Source organism: Leucobacter sp. M11 (assembly GCF_035726885.1).
In the GTDB taxonomy this organism is placed as follows: domain Bacteria; phylum Actinomycetota; class Actinomycetes; order Actinomycetales; family Microbacteriaceae; genus JAPFRB01.
The window spans coordinates 1-232 of record NZ_JAPFRB010000058.1 but is presented as its reverse complement, the minus strand read 5'-3'; the positions used below and the strand labels follow the sequence as shown (position 1 = coordinate 232).

1 protein-coding gene is annotated in these 232 nt (G+C 54.7%); it reads right to left on the bottom strand.

What is annotated here, in order from left to right; all coding sequences use genetic code 11:
• A partial coding sequence (locus OOT08_RS18985; RefSeq protein ID WP_325094457.1) for a 3-hydroxyacyl-CoA dehydrogenase NAD-binding domain-containing protein occupies window positions 1–138 on the bottom strand: 138 nt, incomplete at its 3' end.
• Window positions 139–232: the final 94 nt, after the last annotated feature.

Below are 232 nucleotides of genomic sequence, written 5' to 3'. Positions count from 1 at the left end.
CTGTTTACGGGTATTGAGCAGGGCTCGCTGGCAAGCTTCAGAGGATTGGTCATACAGCCAGACGTGATGTCCGGCCTGAGCGGCAACCTGAGCAATACCGGCACCCATGGTTCCGGCACCGACTACGGCGATGATCATGCTTTCAGTCTGCTTTAGCATCGTTATCTCCCTGAAAAACGAGCGGGGCGTTTTTCGAAGAAGGCGGAAACTCCTTCCCGATAATCTTCGCTGC